Genomic DNA, 22,958 nt, shown 5'->3' on the forward strand with positions numbered 1-22,958 from the left:
CCTCCGGGCTTCGGCCTAGGTGAGGGCGGATCGATGCCCGCGCTCGGCCCGCCGGACCCGATCTGCACGCAGATTGGATTTGGATCGACCAGAAATAAACTCAAAAAAATTGAAACCGCCTTTGGGGAAAATTCGTGGGGCGTGGCCTCCTCCTCACGGCGGCGCCGGCGGCCACGATCGTCCGATCGGTCTGGCCAAGGCACATCGCAGGCTCGCTCACGTCGCGCTGGCGAGTGACCCCGCATATCGAGTCCCAGCAATTTCCCCGTTACCGAGAATTTAATCCCCGCTCACAAAAATTTTATGACTGACCATTTCCAAAGAAGAACTGTGCTCCATTCGACACTACGCGCTGGTAAATCCCGATGACGGCTGTTGGTCTGCGGTTTCTCCGGTGCCGTGGCTCGCCGGTCATTGGACGCGGTGCGACGCTGCCTCACACATTGACGGCGTCTCAATCGCGCAAGAGGAAAACCCGGGTCCATGCTGAAGTCATTGCTCACCGCCGGCACTGCCGCCGTCCTGTCCGTCGGCGCCGCGTCCGCCGCCGACCTGCCGCGGCGCGCCGCTCCGCCGCCGGTCTTCACGCCGGTGCCGGTCTTCACCTGGACGGGAGCCTATTTCGGCATCAATGCCGGCTACACCTATACGGAGGCCGACCGGCTGAGCACCGTCGGCATCGGGGCGCTCCAGGCCAACGTCAACAATGGCTTGCGCCGCGCGAGCGTCCCGCTGGCGCAGGACGGCTTCACCGCCGGCGGCCAGATCGGATACAATTACCAGTTCACGCCGGGCTCCGGCTTCGTCGTCGGTCTCGAGGCGGACGCAGCCTATACCGACCTGAACCGCCGCCGCACCGAGTCCATCTTCCTGCCGGCGATCAACCCGAACCAGCTGACCAACACCTACCGGGCGGATCTCAGTTTCCTGGGCACCGTGCGCGGCCGGATCGGCTACGCCTTCGACCGCGTCCTCGTGTACGGCACCGGCGGCTTCGCCTACGGCGACGTGACCCAGACCGTCGCCTTCCAGACCAACGCGCCGGTCACCTATTTCGGCAGCCGCTCGCGCATCGAGACCGGCTACGCCTATGGCGGCGGCATCGAGTACGCCCTGCCCACCGATTCGTTCCTGAACGTCTTCAAGTCGAACGCGGTGACGCTGAAGGCGGAGTACCTCCGCTACGACCTCGGCAGCCGCAACCTGCTGGTCGCCTCGACCGGCGCTCCGCTCAGCCCGGGCGTCGGCTACTTCACCCGGTTCCGCACCGAGGGCAGCCTCGTCCGCGCCGGCCTCAACTTCAAGTTCGGCACGTTCTAACCCTCGTTCCGCCGGTCGCAGACGGCCGGTGCCGGGAGCGGCGGAAACGGCACCGTGCGATCCGCCCCGGGCCCTGCGGCCCGGGGCGGTCTCTTTTCTCAGTAGTGGGGCGGCGGTGGCTCGTCCCCGGTCCCGGTCGGGCGCTCGGCCATCTCGCGCACACGCTCGCGCAGGGCAGCGACGTGCCGCGTCAGGGCGTCGATCGCGCTCCACTGCTCGGTGACGATGCGGTTCAGGTCCTCGATCGTCGCGTCCTGATGGGCAATGCGCGCTTCCAGCGCGTCGAGGCGGTCTTCCGGATCGGGGGTCATCTGGCGTCCACTCGCGCGAAAACGGCCCGGGCTCGCGCCCGGGCCGTCGTCGGTTCGGTTGGTTGCGCGGCGATCAGTTGGTCTGGTCGTCGTCGGCGTCAGGGTTGAAGTTGCGCGGGCCGGCGGCGGCGGCCGCCATCGAGGCGGTCGGGGCGCCGGCGCCGTCACGCTTGTAGATGTCGTCGCGGAACTGCACGAGGCCGTCCGGGGTCGACCAGGCGGTGATGTAGGTCCAGTAGACCGGGATCGGCGCGGTCGGCCGGGCATCGACGCGCTGGCCGCTCTGGATGATCGACTCGATCGTGTCCGGGTTGGCGTTCGGGGTGCCCTGCAGGATCCAGGACACGTAGTCACGCACGTTCTGCACGCGCACGCAGCCCGACGAGACGAAGCGGAAGTCGTCGCCGAAGATGCCCTTGGCCGGCGTGTCGTGCATGTACACGCCGTGCGGGTTCGGGATGTTGATCCGCACGAAGCCCATCGAGTTCAGGTCGACGCCCGGATCCTGGCGGAAGCGGTAGCGGGTCGCCTCGTCGGAGTGCCAGTTGACCTGCGACGGGGGGATCTCGCGGTCGCCGTTGAAGATGCGGATCTTGTTGTCCGTCAGGTAAGACGGATCCTTCTGCATCTTCGGGATCAGGTCCTTCTTGATGATCGAGGCCGGCACGGTCCAGTAGGGGTTGAAGTTCACCTCCTGGATCTTCGCGTTCATGATCGGCGACTGGCGGTCGATCTTGCCGACGCCGGCGGCGTGGCGTGTCGCGACGTGATCGCCCTCGACCGTCTCGACGAGCGCCGCCGGGATGTTGACGATGACGTAGCGTTCGCCGAGGCTGCCCGAGTAGGAGCGCAGGCGCACCGCGTTCAGCTCGAGCTGACGCAGGCGCACATCCGCCGGCACGTTCATCGCCTGCACGGTGGTGATGTTCATCGCGCCGGTCTGGTTCAGGCCGTGGCGGGCCTGGAAACGGCGCACGCCGGCCTCGACGTAGGAATCGTAGACCGGCGAGGAGCCGGCGGCCGGGTCGAGGTCGCCAGAGGCGATCAGGCGCTGGCGCAGGCCCGTCACCGCCGGGCTCTTCGAGCCGACGCGCAGGCGCTCGGCACCGGAGACCGACTGCCAGCCGCCGCGGGCCACGATGTCGCGGTAGCGCTCGACCATCTGCTCGGTCGCCGCCAGTGTCTGGGGCGAGAGGATCGGCGTGTTGGAGCGCTGCACCCGCATCGTCGCGGCGGAATCGTAGTTCTGCGCCCACTCGGCCTGGGCCAGCCCGCCGCCCCGGTCCTGCGCCAGGGCCGGGATAGCGGCGGCGGCCAGGAGAGCCAGGCCGAGCGAACCGGTGAGGGAAACGCGTGTCAGCATGGGAAATCTGCTCTCGAACCTGTGACGCGGGACGTGTGACGGCGGCAAACCTGATCGCTGCCGTGTTGCGCCCCATTCTATGGCCCGTGACGGTGCCGGGATGCGGTTAAGACACTATGAGGAGCAGGCCAGATTGTGGCGCCGGGCGGGCGCCGCTGTGGAGCTGCGAGCTGGGCTGTGGACTGCGGTAATTGTGCAACGCGCGGCGGGAGCCGGTGCGCGGGCTCGTCGTCGCGGGCGTGGCGGAGCCGAGCCGCCTGGGCTATGTCTGGCCGATGAGCGACGTTGGGCAGGCACGGGGCAGGAGGATGGCGCGCTGGCGCGCGGTCGCCGCCGTTCTGTCGCTCTACGGGCTGGTGCTGCAGGCCTTCCTCACCGGCCTCGGCCCGGTTCCGGTCGCGGCCGGCCCCGGCCTCGTCTGCCAGTCGCATCAGGCCCCGGCGGGCGGCGAGCCGCTCGTGCACGCGCATGCCTGCTGCACGGTCGCCTGTCAGGCCCCCCTCGCCCCGCCGGCCCCGGCGACGGCGGAGGCCTGGCCGCCCCGGGCGGCCGTCGTCCTGTCGTGGTCCATCGAGGCGGCCGCCCCGGCCCGCGCTGCGCCCGCCCGGCCCGCTTCCGCCCGTGGTCCGCCCGCTGCGTGACATGATTGGCGGCTCGGCGCCGCTCCTCGACCTCCGTCACGCTTCTCCCGGACCCAACGTCATGACCTTCCCGCTTCGCGCCGGCCTCGCCGCCGCCCTCTCCCTTGCCGCCGCTCCCGCCCTCGCCCACGCGGTGCTCGCCGTGACGCAGGCGAGCCCGAACCAGACCTATCGCGGCGTGGTCCAGATCGGCCATGGCTGCGACGGAAAGGCGACCACCGGCATCACCGTGACGATCCCCGACGGGGTGATCGCGGCGAAGCCCATGCCGAAGGCCGGCTGGGAGCTCAGCACCGTGAAGGGCGCCTATGGCCGCGCCTACCCGTCCTATCACGGCTCGGTCTCGGAGGGCGTGAAGACGATCACCTGGAAGGGCGGTTCCCTGCCCGACGACCAATACGACGAGTTCGTGTTCCAGGCCCGCCTCACCGATGCGGTCGCGCCGGGCGGCACGGTCTACTTCCCCGTGCGCCAGGATTGCGACGGCGCCGTCGTCGACTGGCGCGAGGTGCCGGCCGCCGGTCAATCCGCCCGCGACCTGACATCTCCCGCCCCGGGCGTGCGCATCGTGGCGGCCGCGGCGGCCGCCCCGGCCGCGTCAGCGCCGGCGTCGATCAAGGCCGGCGATCTCACCATCGAGGCGCCGTGGATCCGCGCCACCCCCGGCGGCGCCAAGGTCGCGGGCGGCTACCTGCAGGTCACCAATACCGGCAAGGAGCCCGACCGGCTGGTCTCGGCCTCGATCCCCCTCGCGGCCCGGGGCGAGGTGCACCAGATGGCGATGGACAAGGGCGTGGCGAAGATGGCGCCGGTGGAATCCGGACTCGTCATCAAGCCAGGAGAAACTGTGGTGCTCAAGCCCGGCGGCTACCACCTGATGTTCATGGACCTGACCGGCCCGGTGAAGGCCGGCAGCACCCTCGAGGGCACCCTCACCTTCGCCCGCGCCGGGACGGTGCCGGTGCGCTTCGCCGTCGGCGCCATCGGCGCGTCGGCGCCGGAGGCCGGGGGCGGGCACCAGCATCATTGACGGGTGACGGCGGCGACCGTTCGACGTCGCCGCCTTCTCTCTCGGCTTTGGAATTCGTGCGGCTCCCGACCGGCTGGTTCAGTCAGCCACCACGTGATCGCCGTCGCGACGCGAAAGGCTGGACCGGATCGCGGCCAGACCTCGCATCGCCCGATCACTCCCGGTCCGGATCGAGCCCCGCGGCGGCGAGCAGCGCCTGGTCGAGGCCGTCGCCGCCGGCCGACAATGCCTCGCGCAAGGCAGCCTCGTCGGCGTAGATCATCACGTCGCAGACATCCAGCGCCGAATCGGCTCCGAGATGCAAGCAGGTCCGGATCACGTAGCGGTGCTCCGGCGTGCGGTAGAGGGTCTGCGTGACCGGCACGGGATCATCGGGCCGGCTCGTCGTGCCGGCGATCGGAACGGCGAACAGGCTCACCGGATCCGGTTCGGCTCCCGACCGTCCGGCGATCGGGCGCGGCTTCGCGGCGTCGCTCCGGGACCGAGCCGGGATCGGTTTCGGTGGGAAGGGCTCGTGGCGATCCGACATCGTCATCCTGCGGCCTCTGTCATCCTGCCGTCGCGCGCCTCCGGCAATGATCCCGAATAGTGTCGGTGGGCATACATCCTGAGATCGCCATCCTGGCGGTATAGTATCAACTCAGAGTTTTATTTGCGTCGCTACACGCCCGATGAACTCTCCCCAAAGATGCGACGATGGTCGCAGCCCGCCATCCGTCGAGCCCGCAATCTAGGACATACTGACACGAAAGTCAGGTTTTCACAGTAAAGTATGCCGAGGCCCGGTGGATGACACTAGGATCATACCTCGGATGCGGGCCCGTCGAGGGGCGCGATCGGCTCGTCCTTGATCTGGTCGAGGGCGAGCGCGGTGCGCACCGTACGCACGTTGGGCAGGCCGGTGAGATGGCCGACGAGCTGCTGGAAGGCGGCGAGGTTCGGCGCGACGCATTTGAGCAGGAAGTCGGTCTCGCCCGAGAGCGTCCAGCATTCCCGCACCATCGGCCAGTCGCGCATCTCGGCCGCGAAGGCGGCGAGTTCCGCCTGGCCTTGCGCGGCGAGCTGCACCATGGCGAAGCACACCACCTCGTAACCGAGCGCCTTCGGCTCCAGCAGGGCGCGGTAGCCGCGGATGATGCCGGCCTCCTCCAGCGCGCGGACCCGGCGCAGGCAGGGCGGCGCCGACAGGCCGACGCGCCGAGCCAGCTCCACGTTGGTGATGGAGCCGTCGGCCTGCAGCTCCCGGAGGATCGCCCAGTCGATGGCGTCGAGGCGGGCGGGCAAGGCGGCGGGCGATCCTGGCAAGCGGAACGGGAGCCCCGGTGAGTACCCGCCCGCCGGGGCCGGCACAAGGTGACGCGACGGCTGACGACGCCGGTTGCCCGCCGCCGGCTCGTCTCTTATGGGGGGCTGTCCCGCGTGACTGGCGAGGTTCAAGGTGGTCCAACCACCGGGGAGCGCGGGATGTCGCCGCCGCTCGCCTGGGCACCCTCCCCGCACCGACCGACGGGTGACCCATGACGCCGACGCCGCGCATTCCCTCGCTCCTGTCCTCGCCCTCCGACGTTCCCCTGCCCGCCGTCCTGGACCGCCTCGACCGCCTGACCGACTGGGAGAAGCGGCCGCGGGGCGGGATGCGGGTCGGGCTCGACCCGATGCGCGACCTGCTCCACCGACTCGGCGAACCGCACGAGCGCTTGCGGGTGATCCATGTCGGCGGCACCAAGGGCAAGGGCTCGGTCTGCGCGCTGATCGAGGCCGGGCTGATCCGGGCCGGCCTGCGGGTCGGGCGCTACGCCTCGCCCCATGTCGAATCCGTCGCCGAGCGGGTCTGCCTCCAGGGCCGGCCGGTGGAGGACGCGCGCCTCGCACAAGCGCTTGCCCGCGCGCTCGACGCCCACGAGGCGGCGCGCCGCGACGGCACGGCGGGCCAGGACGCGACCTGGTTCGACGTGCTGACCGCCGCCGCCCTCACGATCTTCGGCGAGGCCGGGCTCGACTGGGCGGTGATCGAGGTCGGGCTCGGCGGGCGCCTCGATTCGACCAACGCGGTCGGCAGCGAGGTCGCGGTCGTCACCAACGTCGCCCTCGAACACACCGAGATCCTGGGGACCACCCGCGCGGCCATCGCGGCCGAGAAGGTCGGCATCCTCAAGCCCGGCGCGGTCCTCGTCACCACCCTCCCGGCCGACGATGAGGCCGGGGCGGTCGTGGCCGCCCGCGCCGCCGCCCTCGGCTGTCCGGTGCTGCGGCCGGCGATCTCGGACGGCGCCGCGATCGAGGAGGAGAACGCCGCCCTCGCCGGCCTCGTCCTCGACCATCTCGGCAGAAGCGGCGCGCTCGGCCGCGACGGCGCCCCCTTGCGGGCCAACCTCCTCGACGCCGCGGCCCGCGCGAGCGCCCGCCTGCCGGGGCGGCTCGAGCGCCGGCGGGTCAGGACCGCGGCCCGTGCGGTGCCGGTGGTGCTCGACGGGGCGCATGTGCCGTTCAACCTCGCAGCGGTCCTGCGCGACCTTGCCCGCGCCCCCGACCTCTCCGGTCCCTGCATCGCCCTGGTGGCGCTGGCGGGCGACAAGGACGCGGCAGGTTTCCTCTCGGTCCTGGCCGGCTACGGGGCGAGCGTCGTCGCGACCGAGATGCCGGAGCGGCGCGGGCACGCCGCCGCCGCGCTCCGGGCGCTCGCCGCCGCCGAGGGGATGGAGGCCGAGGCGGTGGCGGCTCCGGATGCAGGCCTCACCCGCGCGGCAGACCTCGCGGCGAGGCGGGGCGGCTGGCTCCTAGTGACGGGCTCGCTCCACCTCGTCGGCGCTCTGCGGGCGGCGACGGAGGCCTGAGCGGACGACGCGTTGGCGGACCACCGTTTCGTCCGCTCAGATCCTTGTTCCGTCGCAGGTTTTCATCGCAGACCCGACGGCCACTTCTGCGAAGCCTGCTTAGCGCAGGAACGCCAGCGCCAGCGGTACCAGCACGGCGGTCAGGAAGGCGTTGAGGCCCATGGCGATGCCCGCGAAGGTGCCGGCGACCTCGCTGACCTGGAAGGCGCGGGCGGTGCCGATGCCGTGGGCGGCCAAGCCCGCCGCGAAGCCGCGGGCGCGGTAATCCCTAATCCCGAGGCGGTCGAGGAGCGGCGTCACCATGATGGCGCCGAGGATGCCGGTGAGGATCACCAGCACGGCTGTCAGCGTCGGGTCGCCGCCGAGCGCCGAGGTGATGCCCATGGCGACGCTGGCGGTCACGGATTTCGGCGCCAGCGCGATCAGGATCGGGTCCGGCACGCCGAGGAGCTTCGCGGTTCCGATGCCGGTGACGAGGGCGACCGTGGAGCCGACCAGGAGGGCGGCCAGCATCGGCACCAGCACCCGGGTCACGGTCTTGCGGTGCTCGTAGAGCGGGATCGCCAGGGCCACCGTGGCGGGGCCGAGCAGGAAGTGCACGAACTGCGCGCCCTCGAAATAGACTGCGTAGGGCGTGCGGGTGACGACCAGCACCAGGCCGACCATCCAGATCGCGTGCAGCACCGGGTTCGCCAAGGGGTGGCGGCCAGTGGCGGCGGAGACCCGGTCGGCGATGACGTAGGCGGTCAGCGTCACCGTGAGCCACAGGAGCGGCGTGCGCGACAGGAAGACCCAGAGGGCGAAATCCCCCGTCATCGCCCGGTTCGCCGCGCGACGTACGCGAAGGTGTAGACCGTGGCGACGAGGGCGAGCGCCGTCGAGACCACCAAAGCCGCGGCGAGGGCGAGGCCGTGGGCCGCCAGCACGTCGAGCCGGCCGATCACCCCGGCACCCGCCGGCACGAACAGCAGCGAGAGGTGGGCGAGCAAGCCCTTGCCGGTGCGCTCCAGCGTGCCGTCGACGAGCGGCGCCGGCAGCCCGCCGGGGCGCCGGTCGCGCAGGGCCAGCACCGCGAGGAGCAGAGCCATGCCGACGACCGGGCCCGGGACCGGCAGCGCGAAGGCGCGGGCGAGGATCTCGCCGACGAGCTGGCAGAGCAGCAGCAGGGTCAGGCTGAGGATCATGACGCGGCCATCATTGCGCAGCCTGGAGCCCGGGTCCCGCGAGCCAGTGGTCGAGGAAGGCGTCGAGCCAGCGCACCACGTGGCCGTCATGCATCAGCCGGCCCTCGATCTGCCGCGCACGGTTCTGTGCGCCGGGCAGGAGCAGGCGCTCGGCAGCCCGCACGGTCCAGCGGCAGATCATCGCGTGGGTGACCTCGGGGTGGAACTGGAAGCCGAAAGCCGCCGGCCCGACCCGGATCGCCTGGGTTGGGAAGTCGTCGCCGGTGGCGAGCGTGTCGGCCCCCGCCGGGCAGGTGAAGCCCTCCCGGTGCCAGTGATAGACGTGGGACGGCCAGGGCTGGCCGATCTCGCCCGCGAAATCGCGCCCCGCCGCGGTCGGCAGCAGGGGATAGTAGCCGATCTCGGCCCGCCCCTCCGGATGGGCGCAGACCGTGGCGCCGAGGCATTTCGCCAGCATCTGCGCGCCGAGGCACAGGCCGAGGAAGGGACGTTCCTCGCGGAGCGGCACCTGGATCCAGTCGATCTCCTGCCGCACGAAGTCGTCGCCGTCATTGGCGCTCATCGGACCGCCGAAGATCACTGCGCCGGCATGGTCCTGCATCGTCTCGGGGAGCGGATCGCCGAAGCGGGGGCGGCGGATGTCGAGGGGGTAGCCGCGCTCCTGGAACAGCCGGCCGAGGCGGCCGGGCGTGGATTGCTCCTGGTGCAGGATCAGCAGCACGGGCTTGCGCCCAGGCTCGGGCATCACGAAGGAACTCACCATCGATCGCTCACCGGGCCGGCGCCTGCGGGGTCGGCAGCCCCGCCAGGGCGACCGCCCGGGTGGCGGTGATGGCGGCATCGTCGAAGCCCAGGAGTTGGCCGACGCGCCAGACGAGGTCGTCCTCGAACTCGTGCACCCGTCCGTCGGCCGCGGCCACCGCCCAGGCGAGGCCGAGGAGCCCGCGCCGCTCCTCCTCCGGCACGTCGCGGCCGATCATCTCGACGAGCTCGGCCACGTCGCGGGTCTCGTCGTCGAAGCTGATGGCCCGCTCGATCAGCGCCTTGGCCCGCGCCTCGTCGGGCGCGAAGCGATGGGTCAGGAGGCGCGCGAGCCGGTCGCGCTCCACCGCCGCGAGCGTGCCGTCGACCCGCGCCACGTGGACGAGCAGGGCCACGGCAGCGAGGTGCTGCTCCGCCTCCGGATCGGGCGGCGAGGCGGGCGCGCCGAACATCCCGGCGGCATAGGCACGAAGGCGGGCGATGAGGGGCATCGGGGAGATGTGGGCGGGGATTCTAGATTGTGCAACGCATGCTCCGGAATCGGCGGCCCAGCGTCAAGCGCTCCGGGCGCCGGAGGGTCGGCCCGAGCCCTGCATCCGTGGTCTGCACCGGCACGGCCGACTGCATCTGTCACCGAGGAGCAACGTCGATGAGCCTCGCGGTGCTCGAGAGCCGGCCTCGTCCCGGCGGGTCAGGCCGTCGCCCGCACGGTCCGGCCGAACATGCGGGACCAGAGGCCGCTGGCGATCGCCGACTTGTCGAGCTCGTGAATGTCCTGCGAGTACTGCCCGGTATAGAGCTTCACGATCATCCGGTCGCGGCACTCGCCTTCCAGCCTGTAGCTGAACTTCAAGGCGAATCCGCCCTTCGCCAGGCGGGACACCGCCTCGATCGTGCCGCGCAGGTGCGGAAACCGCTCCATCTCGACGGTCACCGCGTCCCCCGCCCTCGCCGCCGGCGCGGAGTCCAGCTCAATGATGCCGCCCTCGAGCGAGAGGCTGGTGATCCGGCCGGTGAGCACCGCGTCTTCGTGCTCGATCCGGGCCGCCTCGTCGGTGGCGAAGCTGTCGAGGAGCGGCCTCGGTTTCTCGAAGCAGATGAGGGCCGCCACCATCAGCACCGCGATGTTGATGACCGCCCACCAGGCCGAGACGACGGAGAACTCCCCCTCTCCGATCCGGGACCATTCGGGCACGACGTTGACGACGAGGCCGAGCGCCGTGACGGCGATCCAGAACGCGATCGAGAAGAAGGTGTAGGCGTCGAACTCCGATTCCTCGTTGCCCGACCCCTTCGGCGTCACGCGGAACGGCACGCCGAACGGCTTGACCAGGCTGGAGATGACGACCGGCAGCATGCGGAAGGTGGCGAAGGCGCCCACCGCCGAGGAGATCAGCGGCAGGTAGCGCGTCGGCGTCAGCCAGCCCATCAGCAGGAAATAGGCCGCCAGCACCGGCAGCTGGTACCAGACGATGTCCTGCGTTCCCGTGAAGTACAGAGGCGCGGCGCCGGTCCAGAGATAGACCGCGGGCACGACCAGGATCACGAAGCGGACGGTGTACTGGACGAGCCAGGACAGCGGCAGGAACATGAAGCGCTGAAACAGGGTGAGGCCCGGGCCGCGCAACGGGCCGTTATGCAGGTAGATCGTCTGGATGCCGCCGCGGCACCAGCGGCCGCGCTGGACGAAGTAGCCCTTCAGGTTCTCGGCGGCGAGGCCCATTGACAGGCGCTCGTTGAGATAGCGCGTCTTGTAGCCCCGGTTGAGGAGCGCCAAGGTGGTGAGGAGGTCCTCGGTGATCGAGTCGTGCGGGAACCCGCCGATCTCGTCGAGTGCCGAGCGCCGCGCGATCGAGCACGAGCCGCAGCAGAAGCTGACGTCCCAAGCGTCGCGGCTCGCCGCCATCTCGTCGAAGAACAGGCGCTGCTCGTCCGGCCAGACCTTCTCGAGGCTGAGGTTGGACTGGACCGGATCCTTGTTGAAGAAGTGCTGCGGGGTCTGGACGATGCCGATCGTCGGGTCCTCGAAGAACGGCACCGTGCGGCGCAGGAAGTTGCGGTAGGGCACGAAATCGGCATCGAAGATGGCGATGAACTCGCCCGACGAGACCGTCAGGCCGTTGTTCATGTTGCCGGCCTTGGCGTGGGAGTTGTCGGGGCGCGTGACGTGGATGGCGCCCTTGCTCTCGCAATAGTCCCGCAGCCAGTCGCGTCGCTTGTCGTCGAGGACGTAGACCTTGAGCTTGTCACGCGGGTAATCGAGGGCGAGCGCGCCGACGATGGTGCGCTCCAGGACGTCGATCGGTTCGTTGTAGGTCGGGATGAACACGTCGACCGTGGGCAGATCGGCGGCGTCGCGGGCGAAGAACTCCCGCTCGCGCCGGTCCGCCTCGGCACTGCGGTCGACGTATCGGCTCATCGCCACGAGGAACAGCAGGATGTCCGCGAAGGCGCCGAGCTCGACCAGGAAGACGAACCACGCCCAGAAGAAGCCGAAGCTCCCGTCGACGGGATGGGGCAGCACCGTCGAGAAGAAGCGCCACGCGAGGTAGCGCAGGGCCACCGCGAGCACGACGAGGCAGGTGATCGCCCGCGACCACGTCGCCTTGCGCGGCCAGTTCAGGCTGAACAGGAAGAAGAACGCGACGACGAAGAGGGTCGGGGCGAGATCTAGGAGATGCTGAACCACAGGCTCTTCACCCCGTTCAGGAACTGGTACCGCTTGGTGGCGCGCGCGATCCGGACCTGCACCGAGCGGCCGACCTGGCAGAAATTCGCGAAGTCGCGCTGCATCGGGTTCGGTTCGAGGGCGACGCGGATGCGGGCGCTCTTGCCGCGGCTCTCCGGCGGGACCGCCGCCAGCACCATTTCCTCGACCGCCGCGCTCGACCCGCGCACCGAGAGGACGGTGCCGGGGATGATCTGACTGCTGCCCAGCAGGCGCACCTCCGCGGCGGCGCCGGGACGGATGTCGTCGTAGTCGATCTCGTTGACCAGGATGTCGACGAAGAGGTCGCGGCAATCGAGCAGCCGCGTCAGCTCATTGCCGACGACGACGTTGGACCCGGCCACCACGTTGTTGCGCCAGATCACGCCGTCGAAGGGGACGCGGACGATCGCGGTCGAGAGCCGGTCGTTGCGATCGCGCTCGAGCTCGATCTGGCGCTCCAGCTGCTGGATGCGCGCGCGCTCGGCCCGGGCCTGCATCTGCACGTTGGCGAGCTGGATCGCCACCTCGTCCTGGCGCTGCTGCGAGTAGGGCACGTCGTTGCGCCCCTCGCCGACGAAAGTCCCCTTCCGGAGCGCCTCCAATTGCCGCGACAGGCGCTCCAGGTCGGCCTTGGCGATCGCCTGCTCGCTCGTGGCCGCCACCGAGGCGGCGCGCGCCTGCTCGACGGAGCTCCCGGCCACGACGCCGGTCGCACCGAGCGTCGTCTTGCGGACCAGGTCCGCCTGCGCGGAGACCTGCTGCGCCTGCGCCGCCGTGATGCGCTGCTGGCGGATGACGATTTCCTGCTGGATGCCGGTGATGCTGGCCTGCTGATACTCCTTCAACCTGGCGGCGAGATCGTTCTTGATGGCCGAGAGCGAGCCAGCCTGCCCCTCGAGGGCGCGTAAGCGCTCGCGCGTCGCACCGAGATCGGCCTCCAGCTGCGCCTCTGCCGTGCGGGCGATGCGCTCGTTCCTGATCTGGAAGAGCTGGAAGCCCTCGGGGACGGCCGTGCCGACCTTCGGGGGCGTGGCGGACACCACGCCCTCGATCGGCGCGGCAATCACGGTGAAGCGGGCATTCACTGTCCCGTCGAGACTCGTGTATCCAGTCAAGACCGGCAGAACCGCCAGGACGGCCGCTCCAAGCAGCAGCGCACCGATGAGGATACGCATCGCTCGGCTGTTCCATAGCATTCCCGAAGCCCCATTCTTTCTCCTATCGCGACAACTAACGATCGAGAGGGAATTCGGTTCAACTCTTGACGGTTAAAATTTGTCTTCAATGCGACATATTGTGGAAAGACGAATTGAAAATGCCAAGTTTTATGAAAATTATTCTTGAACTAAAGCCATCATACGGCTTTATCATCCGATCATGCCAAAATGAATATTCAAGACGATCAAGGGAGATCGAGCTGCAGCCAGGATCAATTCAACCCGGCATTGCATAGCTCGAATCACGAATGTTCGCCTCGGCGTGCGCTCACGCTAGTCCCGGTGTGGAGACGCGGCGCTTCATCCCGACCATCCTTCGTGGGAGCACCACCCTGTACAGCACGATGGACCCCGCCTGATTGGCGGCTACAGGCGTGGCGCGTTCCCGCCCTTCCGACAACTCACGGTCAGATGCGCCGCGTCGAGTTGCAACCGTCCGGGAAAACCATGGCCGATTCTCCATGAGGCCTTGCCACATCGCCGGACCGTGCCTCACGGGGGCGCCGCATCATCCCGCTCGTGCCCTCGTCAAACGACACTCGCCGCCGCGCCAACGACCTGGAGCGTCGCGGCGCCCGGCTCCGGGGCCCAGGCCCCGCTGGGGCAGGCCCGTGCCGAGCAGGTCCGGTTGCGGCCCTCCGCCTTCGCCGCGTAGAGGGCGGCGTCTGCGAGACGGAAGAGCTCAGCCGTCGATCCGCCGTCCCGCGGCCGCCCGCTGGCCAGGCCGATGCTCACCGTGATGGGGCCGATGCCGACTCCCTCCGCCTCGACGCGGAGACCGGCGACCGCCTCGTGCACCGCCTGCGCGACGCGGGCGGCGCCGTCGGCATCGGCGTCCGGCAACAGGATGGCGAATTCCTCGCCGCCGACGCGGGCGACGAGATCGGCCGGCCGGCGCGCGCTCGGCTCCAAGGCCCGGGCCAGCTCGCGCAACACCCGGTCGCCGACCGCGTGACCATAACGGTCGTTGTAGCGCTTGAAGTGATCGGCATCGACGACGAGCAGGGCGAGGGAGCCGCCGCAGCGGCGCACCTCGGCGAAAGTCCGCTCGAAGGTCTCCGTGAAGTGGCGGCGGTTGGGGAGGCTCGTGAGGGCGTCGGTGCGCGAGAGGAGGGCCAGTTCGGCCTCCGCCGCGGTGCGCCGCCTGAGTTCCCACCCGGCCAGCAGCGATAGCCCGACCGTCAGGCCGCACAGGGCGAGCACGATGCCGCCGATCACCAGCGCCTTCGCCCGCCATTCGGCCTCGATCTCCCGCGTGGAGAGCGCGACGTTGAGGATGAGCGGCAGGTGGCCGACCCGCGTGAACGCGTAGAGGCGCTCGAGCCCGTCGCTCTGGGTGGCGCCGACGAAGCTGCCGCTGCCCTCGCGCAGGAAACGCAGGAAGTTCGGCGCGCGCGCGAAGCTCGGAGCGAGCACCGCGTCCGGCTCCGGATAGCGCAGGAGGCGTGTACCGTCCTGGAGGAATAGGTTGATCGCGCCCGCCCGCCCCAGCTCGATCCGGTCGAACAGGCGGCTGAAGTAGGACATCGACAGGCTGCCGAGGACGAGCCCGCCGAAGGAACCGTCGGCCTTGTCGATCCGCCGGCTGAGAACGATGACGGGCTTGCCGGTGAGATGCGAGATCAGCGGCTGGCTGATGTGCAGCCCGATGCCGGGATCATCCCTGTGGGCCTTGAAGTAGGCGCGCCCGGCGTTGTTGAGCCGCCGCGCCGGCCAGCCGCCGGCATCGAAGACGGTGTCGCCGTTCTCGTCGAGCACCAGCACCACGCCGAGATCCTTGGCGTTGACGGCGCGGTCGAACAAGACGCGCTGGCGGAAGTCGGGAGCGAGATCCGCCAGTCCGGGCATCTTGAGGTTGTCGACGACGCCCTGCAGCGTCAGGTCGATGATCTCGACGTTGCGCTCGATATCGCGCTCGATCACCTGCAGCAGGTTCCGCGAGGTCTGCCGGGCCTTGTCCCAGGCGTCCTGGCGCAGCTCGAGCAGCATCGCGGTGCAGACGGCCACCATGCCGAGCGGCGCCAGGATCCCGAGCACGACCCAGAGCCGGGCCGAACGGATGCACCGAGACAGGCGAGTCGACGGTCCCATGGTCACGCATCGCAGGGAGGGGAGAGGACGGCGGCGTCCGGGATCGGTCGAGCGCGGCTCGTCAGCGCCCCTCGAGCGAGGATCCTTACGGGAACATCGCGTCGACGGCGTCCTGCGAGACGGCGGCGTCGCCGGGAAGGGCCGGGCCGTTGAGGAGAGCGTCCTCGTCCTTGCGGCGCTCCGGCGCCGGCTTCGACGGGGAGGCCGAGCCGGACCAGAGACGCATCATCTCGGCGACCCGCTCCTCGACAAGGACGATGGTCCGCACGACCTTCGCGATCCGCTGACCGGTCAGGTCCTGGAAGTTGCAGGCCTCGAAGATGGTCTGCATCTGGGCCTGGATGGCGAGAGCATCGTCCCGGGTCGCGTCGTCCCCGGCCCGCCTGGCGATCCCGCCGGCGAGCGCGTCGACCGCCTCCGAGGCCGTCAGGATCGTGTCGGTGGCCTGCTCGGTGCCGCGGACGACGGCGTTGAGCTCGTCGCGGGTGCGGCCGGCATCCTGCTCCTCCCGGATTTCGGCGATTTCCTGCCGCGTCCGCGCGATTGCCTCGGAGATCGCCACGATGTGACTCTGCAGGAGGGCAGTGCTGTCTTCAAGAGACCCGAATTTCGCCGTACCGCTGGTCATGATCCCGGGACACTATACGTGATTACCACGCCGCCCACGGTAGCCGTCCCTGATTAAACATTCGCAAATTTCGCGTGGGCACCGGCCACGCATGCAGCACGCCTCGAGCGAGCGACTCCGGTCGCCACCGCGTGTCCGGGCGGTGCGGCGAACGGCGGGGACCTGTGCCGTTCACCGCAGGCGACGCCGGAACCGATGACGAACCGGCCGCCTTGATGGGATCGGCGGCGACCGGGACATGGCGGCGCCAGGACATGGCGGCGCCAGGACCAGCCGCAACGATCAGATCAGGTAGACGGTGCCGTGCAGCCCGAACACCTTCGGGCAGTTGGAGGCATCCACCAGGGTCTGCGCGGCCTTGAGGTCGATGTTTCGCTCGGCCGCCAGTTCGGCCACGGTCTTCCACACCGGCATCATGCACTCCTTCTCGACCCGGACTTCATGCCTGACAAGCGCGACCTCCCGTCATTGGTTGCACCGTGCAGCACGCGTCTCCGTGCCTCATGGCGGGATCGGCTGCCCGTCCCACGCGAAAACTCGGCCGGAATCCCGGATCTGCAGCCCGTCGAGGATCCGCATGAGATGGGCGGCGCTCTCCTCCGGCGCGAACAGGCCCGGCCCCGGATCCGGGCGGAACGGCCGGGACAGGGCCGTCTGCACGGTTCCGGGATGCAGGCCCGCCACGATCAGCTCCGGATGGGTGCGCGCCGTCTCGACCGCGAGGGTGCGCAGGACCTGGTTCAGCGCCGCCTTCGAGGCCCGGTAGGCGTACCATCCCCCCAGCCGGTTGTCGCCGATCGAGCCGACCCGCGCCGAGAGGGCGGCGAACACGCGGCGCCCCTTGCGCGGCATCAGCGGCAGGAGGTGCTTGGCCACCAGGGCCGGGCCGATCGCGTTCACGGCCATCACCGCCGCCATCGCGGCCGGATCGAGCGTCCGGAGCGCCTTCTCGGGGGCGACGCCCGGCCCGTGCAGGATGCCGCTCGCGACGATGACGAGATCCACCGGCCCAGCCTCCCCGACGCGCTGCGCCGCCGCCGCGACGGAGACCTCGTCGGTGATGTCGGCGGGCACGGACCGCACGGGTCCGGCCTGCGGCGCGGGCGAGCGCGACAGGGCGAAGACCGTCCCGTGCGCCCCGCCCGCGGCGAGCGCCGCGACGAGGGCGCGACCGATCCCGCCCGAGGCCCCGACAACGACCGCGCTGCTCATGCGACACCCCATTGCATAGGCGTGGACATCCCGTGCCGCGTCCCGCCGGCGCGGCGCCCGGATCCGTGCCTCGCGCCGGACATCTAAACGATGCCGCGGCGGTGCAGCAGCCGCGCGAGGCGCGGCCGCAGCGGGAGGAACAGGCGATAGGCCGTCTCGGCCAGGGACAGGATGGGACGAAGGCCGAGCACCCGGACCTCGACGAGCCTGCCGAGCCAGCGCCAGGCCGGCAGACGTTGCCAGAGTCGCGCGAAGGCGGCCGCGCCGGAGACGAGACGCCCATCCGCCTCGCGCACGTGGAACCGGCCCTGCGCGGCGGCCCGGTCGAGGCCCGGCCCCAGGGTCGCGTCGTCCTCGATCGTCGCAAGATCGACGAAGCTCACGCGCTCCGCCCCGGCACAGCGCCGGTAATGCCCGATCTCGCTGCGGCAGAGCGGGCAGGCCCCATCGTAGTAGACGGTCAGATCCTCCCGCATCCTGCTCCCTCACCGCAACGCTCGTCCCTTGCGAGATGGGCGCGCGGCGGCCTCCGTCAGGGTGGGGCGGACGCGCGATAAGGTCGCGCCGCCGGTTTATCGGCTCGGCTCCCGAGGGGAAGCACAGGGCAGGACCGCCGAACCGGGAGGCGGACGCAGCCGAGCGCCCGCCTCCCGGCGAGGGTCACGCCGCTCCGGGCAGCCGGTAATCGCGGAACTGGTCGCGCAGGGCCGTCTTCTGGATCTTGCCGGTGGCGGTGTGGGGGATCGCCTGCACCACCACCACGTCGTCGGGCATCCACCACTTGGCGATGCGCGGCGCCATGAAGGCCAGGATGTCGGCCTTGTCGGGAGTGCGGCCCTCCTTCGGCACCACGATGAGCAGCGGGCGCTCGTCCCATTTCGGGTGCTGCACGCCGATCACCGCGGCCTCCGCCACGTCGGGGTGGCCGACTGCCAGGTTTTCCAAGTCGATCGAGGAGATCCACTCGCCCCCGGACTTGATCACGTCCTTCGAGCGGTCGGTGATCGCCATGTAGCCGTGCGGATCGATGGTGGCGACGTCGCCGGTATCGAAGAAGCCGCGATCGTCGAGGATCGGCTCGTCGCTGCGGAAATACGCTTTCGCCACCGCGAAGCCCGCGACCTTGAGGCGGCCGAAGGTGGTGCCGTCCCAGGGCAGGTCGCGGTCGTCGTCGTCGGTCAGGCGGAACTCGACGCCGAAGGGGGCGTAGCCCTGCTTCATCTTGAGGTCGAGACGGGCCTCGCCTTCCAGATGGGCCACTTCCGGCTTGAGCGAGCAGTAGGAGCCGATCGGGCTCATCTCGGTCATGCCCCAGGCATGATCGACGGTGACGCCGTAATCGCGCTCGAAGCGCTCGGTCATCGCCCGCGGGCAGGCCGAGCCGCCGATCACCACCCGCTTGAGATGGCTCAGGCGCTTCCCCGTCGTGTCGAGATATTGCAGCAGGCCGAGCCAGACGGTGGGCACCGCCGCCGTCACGGTGACGCCGGTGGTCTCCAGGATCTCGTGCACCGAGGCGCCGTCGAGCTTCGGGCCCGGCATGACGAGCCCGGCCCCGGACATCGGCGCCGCGAAGCTGAAGCCCCAGGCATTGGCGTGGAACAGCGGCACCACCGGCATCGCCATGTCGGTGGGCTTGAGGGCGATGAAGGCCGGATTGTTGACCATCAGCGCCAGCAGCACGTTCGAGCGGTGCGAGTAGAGCACGCCCTTCGGCAGGCCGGTGGTGCCGGAGGTGTAGCAGAGGCCCGCCGCGGTGTTCTCCTCGAAGGTCGCCCAGGCGAAGTCGTCGTCGGCCTCCGCCAGCCAGTCCTCGTAGGCGACGGCATTGCGCAAGCTCGTCTGCGGCATGTGGGCGCCGTCGGTGAGCACGACGTAGCGCTCGATCGTCGGCAGCTTGTCCGCCAGACGCTCGACCAGCGGCAGGAAGGTCAGGTCGAGGAGGAGGATCCGGTCCTCGGCGTGGTTGATGATGTAGGCGATCTGGTCCTCGAACAGGCGCGGATTGACCGTGTGGTAGATCGCCCCGATGCCAGTGATGCCGTACCAGGCTTCGAGGTGGCGCCAGGTGTTCCAGGCGAGCGTCGCCACCCGGTCGCCGAGGCGGATGCCGTCGGCGGCGAGGCGCTTCGACAGGCGCAAGGATCGCTGGCGGACCTCGGCGTAGGTGGTCCGGTGCATCGGCCCCTCGACCGAGCGCGAGATCACCGGGCGGGCGCCGTGCTGAAGCGCGGCGTAGTCGAGGATGCGGTGGATCAGCAGGGGCCAGTCCTGCATCAGGCCGAGCATGGCGTGTCGTCCTTCCCTTGGGCTTCCTCTGGGGGGCCGCGCTCACCGGCACGGCCCTCGGTCGCCGGGGCCTTTTTGCCCGCGGTCTCACGCTGTCAGCTTATGGCAGCGGTGCCGGGGCGGCTAGAGCGGTACCGGCGCGCAGCCGGGCAGGATGCCGGATGGTTCTGGCGCCGGAATGGTTCTGATGTAAACTATTTCGATGACGGCATCCTCGCGCCCCCAACCTACGGCTGGGGCAGACGCCCCGGCCGAGGCCGACCCGCTGCGGGTCTGGTTTCGCTTCATCCGCCTGCACCGGCGCGTCTCGGCCGCGGTGGCGGCGGAGCTGCGGGCCGTCGGACTGTCGATCCCGCAATTCGACGTGCTCTCGACCCTGTCAGAGCGCGAGGGCCTGACCCAGCAGGATCTCGCCGAGCGGCTCTACGTCACCAAGGGCAACGTCTCGGGGCTGATCGACCGGCTGGTCGAGGCCGGACTGGTCGAGCGCCGCCCGATTCCCGGCGACCGGCGCTCCCACGCCCTGCACCTGACTGAGGCGGGGCTGGCGCTCGCCCGCACCGGCATCGCGGCCCAGAGAGCCTACGTCACCCGCACCCTCGGCCGGCTGCCCCCGGGCGATGTGGCCGAGCTGGAGCGGGTGGTGCTGGCCTGGCGCGACGCCGCCCGGGCCGACAGCGGCTGATTTCCGCCCGGGCATTGCCACCGCGCCTCCTATTTGTATGAGTATATCCCATGGCGCAAAGGCGCCGGTTCGGCCGCTCGCCAGAGGCGGCGCAGGGAGGGATCGCGGATGCGTGCATGGATCATGGCGCTCGCTTGGATCATGGCACTCACTTGCGCCTGCGCCCTGCCGGCGGCAGCCGGGGAGGCCAAGAGGGCCCCATTCGGAACCCTGCCCGACGGGCGCGTGGTCGAGGAGGTGACGCTCAGCCGTGGCGGCCTCACCGCACGGATCCTTACCTGGGGCGCGCTGCTGCGCAGCCTCGACGTGCCGGACCGGGCCGGCAAGGCGACGGACGTCGTCCTCGGCTACAAGGATCTCGCCGGCTACATGAAGGCTCCGAACTATTTCGGGGTCAGCGTCGGGCGCTACGCCAACCGCATCCGCGCCGGCCGCTTCAGCCTCGACGGCAAGGAGTACACGCTCGCCCGCAACGACGGCCCGAACGCGCTGCATGGCGGCCGCGAGGGCTTCGACAAGCGGCTGTGGACGGTCACCGAGGTCAAGGACGGCGCCGCGCCCTCGGTGACGCTGCGCTACGTCAGCGACGACGGCGAGGAGGGCTATCCCGGCACCCTGACGGCGAGCGTCACCTACGCGCTCGATTCCGACGGCACCCTCACGGTCGAGTACCGGGCGACCACGGACAAGCCGACCATCGTCAACCTGACGAATCACAGCTTCTTCAACCTCGCGGGCGAGGATTCCGGCCGGATGATCCTCGACCACGTCCTGACGATCCCGGCCGAGCGCTACACCCCGGTCGACGAGACCCTGATTCCGACCGGCGAGATCGCCCCCGTCGCCGGCACGCCGTTCGACTTCCGGAAAGCGACGCCAATCGGCGCCCGCATCCGCGAGGGCCGGGACCCGCAGATCCTGCGCGGGCGCGGCTACGACCACAATTTCGTGGTGACGAACGCCCCGACCGCCGACGCGCACCTCGTGGCCCGCGTCGAGGATCCGGCCTCGGGCCGGGTGATGGAGGTCGCGAGCAACCAGCCCGGCGTGCAGTTCTATGCCGGCAACTTCCTCGACGCGACGGCGGTGGGAAAATCCGGCCTGTCCTACCGGCAATCGGATGCGCTGGCACTGGAGCCGCAGGTCTTTCCCGATACCCCGAACCGGCCGTCCTTCGGCACCGCCCGGCTCGATCCGGGGGCGACGTACCGGAACGTGATCACGTATCGGTTCTCGGCGGGAAGATCAGGAGCCACGAAGTAGCTCCCGCGCAATCCAGCAGACATGGCTTCACCACGACCTCCTCCCGAGGTCGTCGGTGGGCGTTGCGGGGAAACCGCTGCTTCACTCCACCATCGACCATTCCGTATCCGCCAGCGCCAAGCGGATCAGCTCCGCCATCCGCGCCCGCGCCGGAGCCCCCTCCCCCGCGGCGATCGCCTCCAACAGCGCGCGGTGCTCCGGCAGGGGATCGCGCGGCAGGGCGCGGCGGCGCTGCTTGTAGATCGTGGTCCAGGTGACCGCGGCGGCGACCGAGCTCGACAGGGCGATCAGCGGGGCGTTGCCGGTGGCCTCCAGGATGGCGTGGTGGAAGGACTGGTCGGCGGCGCGGCCGGCCGGCACCGCGAGGCCGTGGCGGGCCATGCCGTCGAGGGCGCGGGCCATCCGGGCGAGGTCGGCGTCGGTCCGCCGCTGGGCCGCGAGCTCGGCCGCCGCCGGCTCGACGATCTGGCGCAGCTCGAACAGGTCGCGGATGAAGGCCTCGCCCGGCTCGGTCTCGAAGGCCCAGGCCAGGATGTCGGGATCGAGCAGGTTCCAGCGGCCGCGCTCGCTCACCCGGGTGCCGGCCTTGGGCCGGCTCTCGACCAGGCCCTTGGCGCTCAAGGTCCGGATCGCCTCCCGGTAGGCGGTGCGGGACACGGAAAAGCTCTCGGAGGCGGCGATCTCCCCGGGCAGCACCGCACCCGGCGGGTAGCGCCCGGCCAGGATCGCGATCCCGAGGTCGCGCGCCACGGCGCCATGGAGCCGGTGCGAGGCCGAGGCGAGCGGGAGCACGACGGCATCGCGCGCGCGCTCGTCACGATCGTCCCGAGCCATCCCAGTCGTCCCGCGCCATTCGGCCTCACGTCACCGCCCGCTTCTCCACCTCGATGACGACGCCGTTCGGCGTCATCCGCTCGCGGGAAAAGAGCCGGTCGCCGGGCAGGAACACCCCGAGCGGCTCGTCCCGGTCCGGCAGCACCACGGTGGCGCTGTAATTGACGAAGACCAGCACGTGACGGCGCTGCGCCAGCGAGGCAACCGCCCAGCGCTTGAGCTGGCCGTAATACGGCTCCCTCCGCCAGACGGAGGGCTGGCTCGGATCGACCTGGACGTGCAGGAAGCGCGTCGTCGGGTCGAGGCTCAGCACCATCTTGGCCTTGTCGGGCTTCCATTCCGGGCCGAGCCAGGCTTCCGTCATCCAGAGGCAGAAGAACGCGCGGCAATGGCCGGGCCGCGTCTCGTGGATGCCGCAGCCGCGGCCCGGCTTGGCATGGCGGCACCATTCCCCGGCCACGCTCTCGACCGCCGGCACGTCGTAGACCTTGCAGCACAGGGTACAGGCGCCGCAGGCCCGGCCGGGCGCGGGCGTCGAGACGATTTGGGCGGGGTCGAGCATGCGCGTCGGTCTGACCAGGATT

24 protein-coding genes and 1 riboswitch are annotated in these 22,958 nt (G+C 70.1%); of the genes, 6 read left to right on the forward strand and 18 right to left on the reverse strand.

Annotated features, from left to right (window positions below; translation table 11 throughout):
* Nucleotides 1-483: 483 nt before the first annotated feature.
* The gene (locus MFF64_RS02130; protein ID WP_099900079.1) at nucleotides 484-1,320 is read left to right on the forward strand and encodes an outer membrane protein; all 837 of its coding nucleotides are present in this window, start codon (nucleotides 484-486) and stop codon (nucleotides 1,318-1,320) included.
* A 98-nt stretch (nucleotides 1,321-1,418) separates the two neighbouring features.
* Here MFF64_RS02130 and MFF64_RS02135 read toward each other — a convergent pair whose 3' ends face one another.
* Together MFF64_RS02135 and MFF64_RS02140 are read right to left on the reverse strand one after the other, a co-directional pair.
* Complete coding sequence (locus MFF64_RS02135) at nucleotides 1,419-1,631, reverse strand: SlyX family protein (protein WP_099900081.1); 213 nt, start codon at nucleotides 1,629-1,631, stop codon at nucleotides 1,419-1,421.
* Between the two features lie 73 nt (nucleotides 1,632-1,704).
* Nucleotides 1,705-2,994 carry a L,D-transpeptidase family protein gene (locus MFF64_RS02140; RefSeq protein WP_238189365.1) on the reverse strand — a complete coding sequence of 430 codons (1,290 nt, stop codon included), beginning with the start codon at nucleotides 2,992-2,994 and terminating at the stop codon, nucleotides 1,705-1,707.
* A gap of 215 nt (nucleotides 2,995-3,209) precedes the next feature.
* Between MFF64_RS02140 and MFF64_RS02145 the strand changes: the two genes are divergently transcribed.
* Together MFF64_RS02145 and MFF64_RS02150 are read left to right on the forward strand one after the other, a co-directional pair.
* Nucleotides 3,210-3,635, forward strand: coding sequence for a hypothetical protein (locus MFF64_RS02145; RefSeq protein WP_133122968.1), 426 nt, complete (start codon nucleotides 3,210-3,212; stop codon nucleotides 3,633-3,635).
* A gap of 61 nt (nucleotides 3,636-3,696) precedes the next feature.
* On the forward strand, nucleotides 3,697-4,665 hold the full coding sequence (locus tag MFF64_RS02150) for a copper chaperone PCu(A)C domain-containing protein (protein ID WP_099899052.1): 969 nt from the start codon (nucleotides 3,697-3,699) through the stop codon (nucleotides 4,663-4,665).
* Between the two features lie 154 nt (nucleotides 4,666-4,819).
* Here MFF64_RS02150 and MFF64_RS02155 read toward each other — a convergent pair whose 3' ends face one another.
* Both MFF64_RS02155 and MFF64_RS02160 read right to left on the reverse strand, forming a co-directional pair.
* A complete protein-coding gene (locus MFF64_RS02155; protein WP_133122969.1) occupies nucleotides 4,820-5,083 on the reverse strand; it encodes a hypothetical protein in 264 nt (87 codons plus the stop codon).
* Nucleotides 5,084-5,466: 383 nt separating this feature from the next.
* Nucleotides 5,467-5,949, reverse strand: coding sequence for an Lrp/AsnC family transcriptional regulator (locus MFF64_RS02160; protein WP_099899056.1), 483 nt, complete (start codon nucleotides 5,947-5,949; stop codon nucleotides 5,467-5,469).
* A gap of 125 nt (nucleotides 5,950-6,074) precedes the next feature.
* Nucleotides 6,075-6,159, forward strand: a riboswitch (ZMP/ZTP riboswitch).
* 23 nt (nucleotides 6,160-6,182) lie between these two features.
* Here MFF64_RS02160 and MFF64_RS02165 point away from each other — a divergent pair.
* Complete coding sequence (locus tag MFF64_RS02165; protein ID WP_238189367.1) at nucleotides 6,183-7,499, forward strand: bifunctional folylpolyglutamate synthase/dihydrofolate synthase; 1,317 nt, start codon at nucleotides 6,183-6,185, stop codon at nucleotides 7,497-7,499.
* Between the two features lie 99 nt (nucleotides 7,500-7,598).
* On the opposite strand, the gene MFF64_RS02170 is transcribed toward MFF64_RS02165, so the two are convergent.
* From MFF64_RS02170 to MFF64_RS02220, 12 genes are all read right to left on the reverse strand, one after another.
* Nucleotides 7,599-8,315 (reverse strand): LrgB family protein, encoded by a 717-nt coding sequence (locus MFF64_RS02170; RefSeq protein WP_099899058.1) that lies wholly within the window; start codon nucleotides 8,313-8,315, stop codon nucleotides 7,599-7,601.
* Nucleotides 8,312-8,683: a CidA/LrgA family protein gene (locus MFF64_RS02175; RefSeq protein ID WP_099899060.1), complete on the reverse strand. Its 372-nt coding sequence runs from the start codon at nucleotides 8,681-8,683 to the stop codon at nucleotides 8,312-8,314. Before MFF64_RS02175 ends, MFF64_RS02170 begins: the two co-directional genes overlap by 4 nt.
* Nucleotides 8,684-8,693: 10 nt before the next feature.
* Nucleotides 8,694-9,446: a glutamine amidotransferase gene (locus tag MFF64_RS02180; protein ID WP_238189370.1), complete on the reverse strand. Its 753-nt coding sequence runs from the start codon at nucleotides 9,444-9,446 to the stop codon at nucleotides 8,694-8,696.
* Nucleotides 9,447-9,453: 7 nt separating this feature from the next.
* On the reverse strand, nucleotides 9,454-9,936 hold the full coding sequence (locus tag MFF64_RS02185) for a tellurite resistance TerB family protein (RefSeq protein WP_238189372.1): 483 nt from the start codon (nucleotides 9,934-9,936) through the stop codon (nucleotides 9,454-9,456).
* 200 nt (nucleotides 9,937-10,136) lie between these two features.
* Nucleotides 10,137-12,134: a glycosyltransferase gene (locus MFF64_RS02190; protein WP_099899062.1), complete on the reverse strand. Its 1,998-nt coding sequence runs from the start codon at nucleotides 12,132-12,134 to the stop codon at nucleotides 10,137-10,139.
* Nucleotides 12,116-13,330: an HlyD family secretion protein gene (locus MFF64_RS02195; protein WP_238189374.1), complete on the reverse strand. Its 1,215-nt coding sequence runs from the start codon at nucleotides 13,328-13,330 to the stop codon at nucleotides 12,116-12,118. The genes MFF64_RS02190 and MFF64_RS02195 overlap by 19 nt, the downstream gene beginning before the upstream one ends.
* Before the next feature lie 570 nt (nucleotides 13,331-13,900).
* A complete protein-coding gene (locus MFF64_RS02200) occupies nucleotides 13,901-15,463 on the reverse strand; it encodes a sensor domain-containing diguanylate cyclase (protein ID WP_099899066.1) in 1,563 nt (520 codons plus the stop codon).
* An 85-nt stretch (nucleotides 15,464-15,548) separates the two neighbouring features.
* On the reverse strand, nucleotides 15,549-16,025 hold the full coding sequence (locus MFF64_RS02205; RefSeq protein ID WP_238189376.1) for a protein phosphatase CheZ: 477 nt from the start codon (nucleotides 16,023-16,025) through the stop codon (nucleotides 15,549-15,551).
* Nucleotides 16,026-16,373: 348 nt separating this feature from the next.
* On the reverse strand, nucleotides 16,374-16,508 hold the full coding sequence (locus MFF64_RS37785; protein ID WP_273557136.1) for a hypothetical protein: 135 nt from the start codon (nucleotides 16,506-16,508) through the stop codon (nucleotides 16,374-16,376).
* A gap of 84 nt (nucleotides 16,509-16,592) precedes the next feature.
* Complete coding sequence (locus tag MFF64_RS02210; protein ID WP_207767854.1) at nucleotides 16,593-17,303, reverse strand: SDR family NAD(P)-dependent oxidoreductase; 711 nt, start codon at nucleotides 17,301-17,303, stop codon at nucleotides 16,593-16,595.
* Between the two features lie 83 nt (nucleotides 17,304-17,386).
* Nucleotides 17,387-17,779, reverse strand: a complete 393-nt coding sequence (locus tag MFF64_RS02215; protein ID WP_099899072.1) for a thiol-disulfide oxidoreductase DCC family protein — start codon at nucleotides 17,777-17,779, stop codon at nucleotides 17,387-17,389.
* A 184-nt stretch (nucleotides 17,780-17,963) separates the two neighbouring features.
* Nucleotides 17,964-19,592 (reverse strand): long-chain-fatty-acid--CoA ligase, encoded by a 1,629-nt coding sequence (locus MFF64_RS02220; RefSeq protein WP_238189379.1) that lies wholly within the window; start codon nucleotides 19,590-19,592, stop codon nucleotides 17,964-17,966.
* Nucleotides 19,593-19,794: 202 nt separating this feature from the next.
* Between MFF64_RS02220 and MFF64_RS02225 the strand changes: the two genes are divergently transcribed.
* Entirely contained in the window at nucleotides 19,795-20,277 is a 483-nt protein-coding gene (locus MFF64_RS02225; RefSeq protein ID WP_099906174.1) for a MarR family winged helix-turn-helix transcriptional regulator, read from the forward strand.
* 141 nt (nucleotides 20,278-20,418) lie between these two features.
* Nucleotides 20,419-21,540: an aldose epimerase family protein gene (locus MFF64_RS02230; protein WP_238189596.1), complete on the forward strand. Its 1,122-nt coding sequence runs from the start codon at nucleotides 20,419-20,421 to the stop codon at nucleotides 21,538-21,540.
* Between the two features lie 81 nt (nucleotides 21,541-21,621).
* On the opposite strand, the gene MFF64_RS02235 is transcribed toward MFF64_RS02230, so the two are convergent.
* Together MFF64_RS02235 and MFF64_RS02240 are read right to left on the reverse strand one after the other, a co-directional pair.
* Nucleotides 21,622-22,374, reverse strand: a complete 753-nt coding sequence (locus MFF64_RS02235; RefSeq protein WP_099906176.1) for a FadR/GntR family transcriptional regulator — start codon at nucleotides 22,372-22,374, stop codon at nucleotides 21,622-21,624.
* Between the two features lie 25 nt (nucleotides 22,375-22,399).
* Nucleotides 22,400-22,936 carry a hypothetical protein gene (locus MFF64_RS02240; protein ID WP_099906178.1) on the reverse strand — a complete coding sequence of 179 codons (537 nt, stop codon included), beginning with the start codon at nucleotides 22,934-22,936 and terminating at the stop codon, nucleotides 22,400-22,402.
* Between the last annotated feature and the right edge of the window lie 22 nt (nucleotides 22,937-22,958).

It is taken from the genome of Methylobacterium frigidaeris (assembly GCF_022179185.1).
Classification (GTDB): Bacteria; Pseudomonadota; Alphaproteobacteria; order Rhizobiales; family Beijerinckiaceae; genus Methylobacterium; species Methylobacterium frigidaeris.

Bases quoted from the DNA above. Each gene is read 5' to 3' on its own strand.
- MFF64_RS02130 (WP_099900079.1), top strand. From the start codon at position 484: ATGCTGAAGTCATTGCTCACCGCCGGCACTGCCGCCGTCCTGTCCGTC.
- MFF64_RS02135 (WP_099900081.1), bottom strand. From the start codon at position 1,631: ATGACCCCCGATCCGGAAGACCGCCTCGACGCGCTGGAAGCGCGCATT.
- MFF64_RS02140 (WP_238189365.1), bottom strand. From the start codon at position 2,994: ATGCTGACACGCGTTTCCCTCACCGGTTCGCTCGGCCTGGCTCTCCTG.
- MFF64_RS02150 (WP_099899052.1), top strand. From the start codon at position 3,697: ATGACCTTCCCGCTTCGCGCCGGCCTCGCCGCCGCCCTCTCCCTTGCC.
- MFF64_RS02165 (WP_238189367.1), top strand. From the start codon at position 6,183: ATGACGCCGACGCCGCGCATTCCCTCGCTCCTGTCCTCGCCCTCCGAC.
- MFF64_RS02170 (WP_099899058.1), bottom strand. From the start codon at position 8,315: ATGACGGGGGATTTCGCCCTCTGGGTCTTCCTGTCGCGCACGCCGCTC.
- MFF64_RS02175 (WP_099899060.1), bottom strand. From the start codon at position 8,683: ATGATCCTCAGCCTGACCCTGCTGCTGCTCTGCCAGCTCGTCGGCGAG.
- MFF64_RS02180 (WP_238189370.1), bottom strand. From the start codon at position 9,446: ATGGTGAGTTCCTTCGTGATGCCCGAGCCTGGGCGCAAGCCCGTGCTG.
- MFF64_RS02185 (WP_238189372.1), bottom strand. From the start codon at position 9,936: ATGCCCCTCATCGCCCGCCTTCGTGCCTATGCCGCCGGGATGTTCGGC.
- MFF64_RS02195 (WP_238189374.1), bottom strand. From the start codon at position 13,330: ATGCGTATCCTCATCGGTGCGCTGCTGCTTGGAGCGGCCGTCCTGGCG.
- MFF64_RS02200 (WP_099899066.1), bottom strand. From the start codon at position 15,463: ATGGGACCGTCGACTCGCCTGTCTCGGTGCATCCGTTCGGCCCGGCTC.
- MFF64_RS37785 (WP_273557136.1), bottom strand. From the start codon at position 16,508: ATGATGCCGGTGTGGAAGACCGTGGCCGAACTGGCGGCCGAGCGAAAC.
- MFF64_RS02210 (WP_207767854.1), bottom strand. From the start codon at position 17,303: ATGAGCAGCGCGGTCGTTGTCGGGGCCTCGGGCGGGATCGGTCGCGCC.
- MFF64_RS02215 (WP_099899072.1), bottom strand. From the start codon at position 17,779: ATGCGGGAGGATCTGACCGTCTACTACGATGGGGCCTGCCCGCTCTGC.
- MFF64_RS02220 (WP_238189379.1), bottom strand. From the start codon at position 19,592: ATGCTCGGCCTGATGCAGGACTGGCCCCTGCTGATCCACCGCATCCTC.
- MFF64_RS02225 (WP_099906174.1), top strand. From the start codon at position 19,795: ATGACGGCATCCTCGCGCCCCCAACCTACGGCTGGGGCAGACGCCCCG.
- MFF64_RS02230 (WP_238189596.1), top strand. From the start codon at position 20,419: ATGGCACTCACTTGCGCCTGCGCCCTGCCGGCGGCAGCCGGGGAGGCC.
- MFF64_RS02235 (WP_099906176.1), bottom strand. From the start codon at position 22,374: ATGGCTCGGGACGATCGTGACGAGCGCGCGCGCGATGCCGTCGTGCTC.
- MFF64_RS02240 (WP_099906178.1), bottom strand. From the start codon at position 22,936: ATGCTCGACCCCGCCCAAATCGTCTCGACGCCCGCGCCCGGCCGGGCC.